The organism is Spirulina sp. 06S082, from assembly GCF_034932145.1.
GTDB lineage: Bacteria > Cyanobacteriota > Cyanobacteriia > Cyanobacteriales > Spirulinaceae > CCY15215.
Genome location: NZ_JAYGHV010000016.1, coordinates 19289 through 27025 on the forward strand (window position 1 = coordinate 19289; position 7737 = coordinate 27025).

Below are 7737 nucleotides of genomic sequence, written 5' to 3' on the forward strand. Positions count from 1 at the left end.
AATTATGTTTCTCAGTATTGTTATTCCCACTTATAATCGCCAACAAATTTTGGAAAAGTGCTTAAAGGCATTAGAGTCTCAAAACTTGAGATTTAATAGTATAATTGAAGATTATGAAATTATAGTTGTTGATGATGGTTCAACGGATGGAACATTAGATTGGTTGCAAGGGAAAAAACTAGAATTTCCTCATGTTATAACTCGTTCCCAAAATCATCAGGGTCCCGCAGCAGCCCGTAATTTAGGAGTAGAAGTCTCTCGAGGTGATATCATTATTTTTATTGATAGCGATCTAGTAGTTACGGAAAAATTCTTACAATCCCATGCCGATCGCCTATTGCAAGGAGAAAAAGAATATAATAGCGATCGCATTTTTACCTATGGTTGGGTGATTAATACTTGCAATTTCACAAATCCGACTTCAGAACCCTATAAAATTACTGATTTTTCTGCGGCTTATTTTGCGACGGGAAATGTGGCGATCGCCAAAAAATGGCTGCTTGAAGCAGGTTTATTTGACACGCAATTTCAACTCTACGGCTGGGAAGATTTAGAATTAGGAGTGCGTTTGAAAAAATTAGGTTTAAAGTTGCTTAAATGTCCCGAAGCCGTCGGTTATCATTGGCATCCTGCTTTTAGTTTAAAACAAATTCCTAGCCTGATCGATCGAGAAATTCAACGGGGACGCATGGGAGTTTTATTCTATGAAAAACATCCCACCTGGGAAGTCCGAATGATGATCCAGATGACATGGATTCATCGAATTTTATGGGGAATTCTTTCTTTAGGAGGATTGCTAAATGAAAAAACATTAGCGCCCTTTTTACAATGGCTTATCGATCGCGGTAAGCCTCAATTGGCGTTAGAAGTTGCTCGAATTTTCCTCAACTGGTATAACGTAAAAGGAGTATATTCTGCTTATAATGAAAAGTAAATTTAAAGGTTTTATCGTTACACAATCTGAAGATAATCAATTTCTGGGTAACGTTGTCGAACAAGATTTCAGCACACTTCCCGAGGGCGATATTTTGATTCGAGTGCATTATTCTTCATTAAATTATAAAGATGCCCTTTCAGCCAGAGGAAACCGAGGAGTCACGCGCAAATTTCCTCATATTCCAGGGATTGATGCGGCTGGAATTGTGGTCAAAAGTAACAGCGATCGCATTCTTAAAGATATGCCTGTTTTGGTGACAGGATTTGATTTAGGGATGGATACTTGGGGAGGATTTTGCGAATATATTTGCATTCCCGTGGATTGGGTTATTCCGCTTCCTAATGGGTTAACCTTAAAAGAAGCAATGATTTTGGGTACGGCTGGATTTACCGCAGCACTTTCAGTTAATGCCCTACAAGCTAAAATTCCCCCAGAAGCGGGGGAAATTCTCGTCACGGGGGCTACAGGTGGAGTCGGGAGTTTAAGCATTGCTATACTCGCTAAATTGGGCTATTCTGTCGTTGCTGCGAGTGGGAAAGGCGATCGCCACAAGTTTTTAAAAACCTGCGGGGCAAATGCGATGATAGAGAGAAAAGAACTGGAAGATATCACAGATAAAGCCTTATTAAAAGCACGTTGGGCTGGTGCGATCGATACTGTCGGAGGTAATATTTTAGGCACGATCGCCAAATCCTTGCAATATGGAGGAATTGTCACCACTTGCGGTTTAGTCGCTGGCGATCGCATTACGACAACGATTTATCCTTTTATTTTACGGGGCGTAAGTTTAATTGGCATCGATTCAGTGCAATGTCCCCTATCTCTGCGTTTATTGATATGGGAAAAACTGGCTTCGGAATGGAAACCAGAAGGATTAGCAGAAATGGCTACGGCGATCGGGCTTTCTCAACTTCCCGAATATATTACCAAGATTCTGCAAGGACAAATAACCGGGCGAATTCTAGTCGATGTTGTAAATTTGCAACTTTGAGATGCACCCGTTTTCTTTACTTTTTCTTTGATTTTTTCAACCATCCAAATACATCTCCCACAGTTAATTTTAAATCCTGAATTAATTCTGGAACCGGTAAAATTTGCTCCTCTTCATCTAATAGTTGGGGTTGCTGTTGTGGAGGATAAATTAAAATGGAATGTGCAGAAGGATCGATTAACCATCCCATTTGACTGCCATAATTGAGAGCGTGTAAAATTTTTCCTGTAACTTTAGTTTGGCTTTGGTCTGGAGAAAGGACTTCTACGATCAAATCCGGTATATCATTAAAAATATTGGCAATCTCATCATTTTCATCGACCGGTATTTTATCCCAAGCAAAAACCGTTACATCTGGCACGATCGCACGTCCTCCAAAAACACATCGCAATTCAGGAAAGGCTTGAGCAATTTCTGATTCTTCTACGAATTGATTAATTGTTGTGACTAACTTCGCTTGAATTTTACTATGCTTTCCTTGAGGCATCGGTTTTTGCAAAATTTGACCATTAATATATTCACTGGCAGGTCGAGTTTCAGGAAGTTTGAGAAACTCCTCTATACTTATCTTTTTAATGAGTGTTTGTACCATCGCTATTCTCCAAATTTAGGGTGCATCTCAGTTAAAAAAACACAGCAAGTGGGCAAGATTACCCGCACGACAAACTCCCTAGAGTTCTAAAACTAAACATTAAATCGGAACAATAATACATCTCCTTCTTTAACAATATACTCTTTTCCTTCACTGCGAACCAATCCTTTTTCCTTAGCTGCATTCATCGAACCAAAAGTAACAAGATCGTGATAACTAACCGTTTCAGCCCGAATAAAACCCCGTTCAAAATCCGTGTGAATAACTCCGGCTGCTTGGGGTGCCGTCATGCCAGCAATAATCGTCCAAGCGCGAGTTTCTTGCTCTCCCGTCGTTAAATAAGTCCGCAATCCTAACAGATCGTAAGTGGCTTGAATTAAAGACTTTAAACCTCCTTCTTCAACTCCCAAAGCCTCCAAAAAATCCTTGCTTTCTTCTTCAGATAATTCAACTAATTCCGATTCAACTTGAGCCGAAACAACGACTACCTTAGCATTTTCTTTTGCCGCTACCTGCTCAACTTCTTTAACCCAATCGTTACCCGTAGCCAAGTCATCCTCAGAAACATTGGTGGCATAAATAATCGGTTTTAATGTTAATAAACCTAACTGTTTAATCAGTTCGCATTCCTCCTCAGTTAACCCGATTTGACGCGCCATTTTGCCAGCATCGAGGGCAGTTTGTAACTTTTCTAAAATCGTTAATTCTTCCTTCGCATCTTTATTCGTCTTTGCTTGTTTTCTCACGCGATCGATGCGTTTTTCAACTTGCGATAAATCTGATAATGCCAATTCTAAATCAATAGTTTCAATATCTCGCACCGGATCCACAGAACCCGCAATGTGAATAATATCTTCATTCTCAAAACAGCGTACCACATGAACGATCGCGTCAACTTCGCGAATATTGGCTAAAAATTGATTACCCAAACCTTCCCCTTTACTAGCCCCTTTCACCAACCCAGCAATATCGACAAATTCCATGCGAGTCGGTACAATTTGTTTCGACTTAGAAAGTTTTGCCAAAACCTTTAAACGCTCATCTGAAACCGCGACAACCCCTACATTAGGTTCAATGGTACAAAAGGGAAAATTTGCCGCATCTGCCTTAGCATTGGCAACGAGGGCATTAAATAGAGTTGATTTGCCTACATTGGGCAATCCGACAATTCCGGCTCTGAGCATGGGTGCGATCGCTAAAATAATATACCAATCTTCCATGATAACAGATTTCCCGCCAATGTCTTAATTCTGAGAGGTTTGCTCCATTAAACCCATCATTTAGACAATTCTTTCCCCCTCACCCCTAAAATGAAATAGATATCGAGGTAAACCCAAGGATCGACTGCCCTGTATGAAGTTACTTTGCCTGAGCAATGGTCATGGAGAAGATAGTATAGCCGTTCGCATTCTCGAAGAATTGCGAAAACTTCCCAATGCGCCAGAAATTGCCGCCCTTCCCCTCGTCGGCGAAGGATACGCTTATACAAAGGCAGATATCCCCATTATCGGACCGGTGAAAAAAATGCCTTCTGGGGGCTTTATCTACATGGATGGGCGACAGTTATGGAAAGACGTGCAAGGGGGCTTATTAGGGCTGACCTGCGCCCAATATCGTCTCGTGCGTCGCTGGCACAAGCGCGGCGGTTCCGTGTTAGCAGTAGGAGATATCGTCCCCTTACTTTTTGCTTGGTTGAGTGGGGCAAATTACGCTTTTGTTGGTACGGCGAAATCAGAATATTATTTGCGAGATGAGTCGGGTTGGTTGTCGCGATCGCACGGCTGGGAAAGTTGGTCGGGATCGGTGTATTTGCCCTGGGAAAGGTGGTTAATGGGGCGCGATCGCTGCAAAGCTATTTTTCCTCGCGATCGCCTCACCACCAGCGTTTTAAAGCAATTTTCTTTGCCTGCCTTCGCTTTGGGTAATCCCATGATGGACGGTATTTTACCCGATTCTCCCGCACCGATATTTTACGAAAAAGATGCGGAAGAACAGGAAAAGGCAAGACCGTTTAAAGTGTTATTATTGCCAGGCTCGAGAGCGCCGGAGGCCTATAATAATTGGGCATTAATTCTGCAAGCTGTTGCTAATATCCTACAAGAATTTCCCGGTCGTTCCTTGCTGTTTCTGGCCGCGATCGCCCCCTCTCTCGATCTGGATGAGTTTCAAAAGGGTTTGATGGGATGGGAGGAAGAAAATAGCCTGCCGGAAGATGCCCCCATTAACGATCTTTCTGCCCTGGTTTTCCGCCGCGATCGCGCCCAATTAGTATTGACCCAAAATGCTTATAATGCTTGTTTGTTAAGCGCAGATTTTGCGATCGCCATGGCAGGGACAGCAACAGAACAATTTGTTGGTTTAGGCAAACCCGTTATTACTTTCCCAGGAGAAGGTCCCCAATTTAACTACCAATTTGCCGAAGCGCAAACACGCTTGCTGGGAAATTCGGTTATCTTGGTCAAGAAACCCGAAGAAACAACCAAAACCATTCAAGGCGTTTTAGCCAAACCCGATCGCCTGCAATTGATTGCCCAAAATGGAGTTAAACGCATGGGAAAACCAGGTGCTGCTGCGAGAATTGCAAAATGTTTATTAGACAGGATGAATGATCGATGAGACTCCTCTCTTAATTCCCTATTCCCTATTCCCTCTTCCCTACTCCCTACTCCCTACTCCCTACTCACTAAAATTATGAAACTCAGCCTTTGTACAATCGTTAAAGACGAAGAAAAATCGCTACCACAATGCTTAGATAGCGTTAAAGGTGTCGTGGATGAAATTGTCATTCTCGATACGGGATCGAGCGATCGCACCCCGGAAATTGCCGCCGAATATGGTGCGAAAGTCCATTATTTTACCTGGAACAATGATTTTGCCGCAGCTAGGAATGAAGCACTAAAATATGTTGAGGGAGATTGGGTTTTAATTTTGGACGCAGACGAACGTTTAAATCCCGATATTGCACCACAACTGAAAATAGCAATGCTGGAAGAACGTGCTTTAGTCATTAATTTAATTCGCAAAGAAATCGGTGCAGCACAAAGTCCTTATTCTCTAACTTCTCGCCTCTTTCGCAGACATCCAAAAATTGAATTTTCCAGACCTTATCACGCCTTAATTGATGATAGTGTGGTGGAATTAGTTAAAAAAGAACCTCACTGGCAAATTGCAACAATTCCCAGTATTGCGGTTCTTCATTATGGCTACGATCCTCGCGAAATTGCCTCAAAAGAAAAAGGCGATCGGGCAAAAGTAGCGATGGCAAGCTATATCAAAGATCATCCCGATGATTCTTATGCTTGTAATAAATTAGGTGCGCTATATTTAGAGGAAAAAAGAATAGATGAAGGCATCGAATTATTAGAGCGTGGTTTAAAAGATATGAATGCAGGGGCGATGGTAATATACGAGTTGAATTATCACCTCGCTAATGCTTACAATCGCAAACAAGATGTGAATAAAGCAGTCATTCACTATCAAGCCGCTTTAGCACAAAATATTCTGCCTGCCTTAAAATTAGGCTCCTACAATAATCTTGGCACATTGTTATTTACGGCGGGAGAATATCAAATGGCAGAACGAGCTTTTGCTGCCAGTGTTGTTGCCGATCCCAGTTTTGCTTTTGGCTACTATAATCTAGGCATGACCTTAAAAGCACAAAATAACTTCGACATGGCAATTAAAGCCTATAATAAAGCCATTGAACTCAAACCCGACTACGCCCAAGCCTATCAAAATTTAGGCGTTGCCTGGTTTAAATGCGGCAAAGTCGATTTAGGATTGCAAAATATGGGCAAAGCGATCGCGCTATTAGAAATGCAGAATCTTCTCGAAGCACAACGCTTGCGTCAGGAATTAAAAGAGATGGGTTTTGAAGTCCCAAAAGTTAAACTCGAGTCAGTAACAGGAAAAAGATAAATGATAAATAATGAATGATAAAAATATCGCCAATAACCAACCCAAACTAGCTAACAAAAACAAAAAAAATATGTCTGATAATCCTCTTTTAATTGGCAAAGAACTTCCTCCTTTTGATATAATTAAACCCCAGCACATTATTCCTGCAATTAAACAACTATTAGAAGACTTAAAAACCGAACAAACAAGATTAGAATCTTCTGTAACCCCGACATGGGAAGGCTTAGTTGAACCTCTGACAGAAATTGAAGAACGATTAACATGGACCTGGGGTGTTATTGGGCATTTAATGGGAGTGAAAAATAACTCTGAATTGCGATCTGCCTACGAAACCGTACAGCCAGAACTGATTAAATTTAGCAATCAAATCAATCAAAGCAAAACTATCTACAAAGCCTTTAAAGGGATCCAAGAAAGTGAAGGTTTTAATGACCTCGAACCCGCCCAAAAACGGATTGTAAACGCAGCGATCCGCGATGCAGAACTTTCTGGGGTTGCCCTAGAAGGAGAACAACAAGAACGCTTTAATACTATTGAACTCGAATTGGCAGAATTGTCCACTAAATTTTCTAATAATCTTCTTGATGCAACCAAGGCCTTTAAATTAAAATTAACGAGTCAAAACGAAGTAGAAGGTTTGCCTGAAAGTTGTTTAGCTTTAGCTGCACAAATTGCCCGAGAGGAAGGAGAAAAAAAAGCAACTCCTCAAGATGGTCCTTGGGTTGTTACATTGGATAGCCCTTCCTTTTTTCCTTTCCTAAAATACTCGAAACGTCGGGACTTGCGGAAAAAACTTTACCGGGCAAGAATTACCCGCGCTTCTGGTGGAAAATGGGACAATAATCCTATTATCGATCGCCTTCTCGCTTTGCGAAAAGAACAAGCAAAAATTTTAGGATTTTCCAGTTATGCCGAAGTAAGTTTAGCCAAAAAAATGGCTCCTAATGTTATAGCCGTGGAAAAGTTACTCGAAGAACTGCGATCGCCAGCTTATGAAGCCTCGCAAAAAGAGTTAGCACAGTTAAAAGAATTTGCTAAACTCGACGATTTAAAACCCTGGGATCTCCCTTTTTGGTCGGAACGACAAAGAGAGGAAAAATTTGCTCTCAATGCAGAAGAATTGCGCCCTTATTTTCCGCTTCCCCAGGTTTTAGATGGATTATTCGGACTCATTCAACGTCTTTTTGGTGTTACTATTTCTCGTGCTAACGGTCAAACTCCTGTTTGGCACGAAGATGTTGGCTATTTTCAAGTTAAAGATGAAACGGGAGAGGCGATCGCTTACTTCTTCCTCGATCC

General features: G+C 41.5%; 7 protein-coding genes. 5 read left to right on the plus strand and 2 right to left on the minus strand.

Annotated features, from left to right (window positions below; translation table 11 throughout):
- The first annotated feature begins 4 nt into the window (after positions 1–4).
- Both VB714_RS02905 and VB714_RS02910 read left to right on the plus strand, forming a co-directional pair.
- Entirely contained in the window at positions 5–934 is a 930-nt protein-coding gene (locus VB714_RS02905) for a glycosyltransferase family 2 protein (RefSeq protein ID WP_323220996.1), read from the plus strand.
- Entirely contained in the window at positions 924–1928 is a 1005-nt protein-coding gene (locus tag VB714_RS02910) for a YhdH/YhfP family quinone oxidoreductase (RefSeq protein WP_323220998.1), read from the plus strand. Before VB714_RS02905 ends, VB714_RS02910 begins: the two co-directional genes overlap by 11 nt.
- Positions 1929–1944: 16 nt before the next feature.
- Here VB714_RS02910 and VB714_RS02915 read toward each other — a convergent pair whose 3' ends face one another.
- Positions 1945–2520 (minus strand): Uma2 family endonuclease, encoded by a 576-nt coding sequence (locus VB714_RS02915; RefSeq protein ID WP_204104142.1) that lies wholly within the window; start codon positions 2518–2520, stop codon positions 1945–1947.
- A gap of 92 nt (positions 2521–2612) precedes the next feature.
- Positions 2613–3704 carry a redox-regulated ATPase YchF gene (gene ychF, locus VB714_RS02920; RefSeq protein WP_416309590.1) on the minus strand — a complete coding sequence of 364 codons (1092 nt, stop codon included), beginning with the start codon at positions 3702–3704 and terminating at the stop codon, positions 2613–2615.
- A 169-nt stretch (positions 3705–3873) separates the two neighbouring features.
- On the opposite strand from ychF, the gene VB714_RS02925 reads away from it, so the two are divergent.
- The 3 genes from VB714_RS02925 to VB714_RS02935 form a co-directional block, all read left to right on the plus strand.
- On the plus strand, positions 3874–5136 hold the full coding sequence (locus VB714_RS02925; RefSeq protein ID WP_323221003.1) for a lipid-A-disaccharide synthase-related protein: 1263 nt from the start codon (positions 3874–3876) through the stop codon (positions 5134–5136).
- A 75-nt stretch (positions 5137–5211) separates the two neighbouring features.
- On the plus strand, positions 5212–6438 hold the full coding sequence (locus VB714_RS02930) for a glycosyltransferase (protein WP_323221005.1): 1227 nt from the start codon (positions 5212–5214) through the stop codon (positions 6436–6438).
- A 10-nt stretch (positions 6439–6448) separates the two neighbouring features.
- Positions 6449–7737, plus strand: a 1289-nt coding sequence (locus tag VB714_RS02935) for a M3 family metallopeptidase (protein ID WP_323221007.1), incomplete at its 3' end; no start/stop codon positions are given.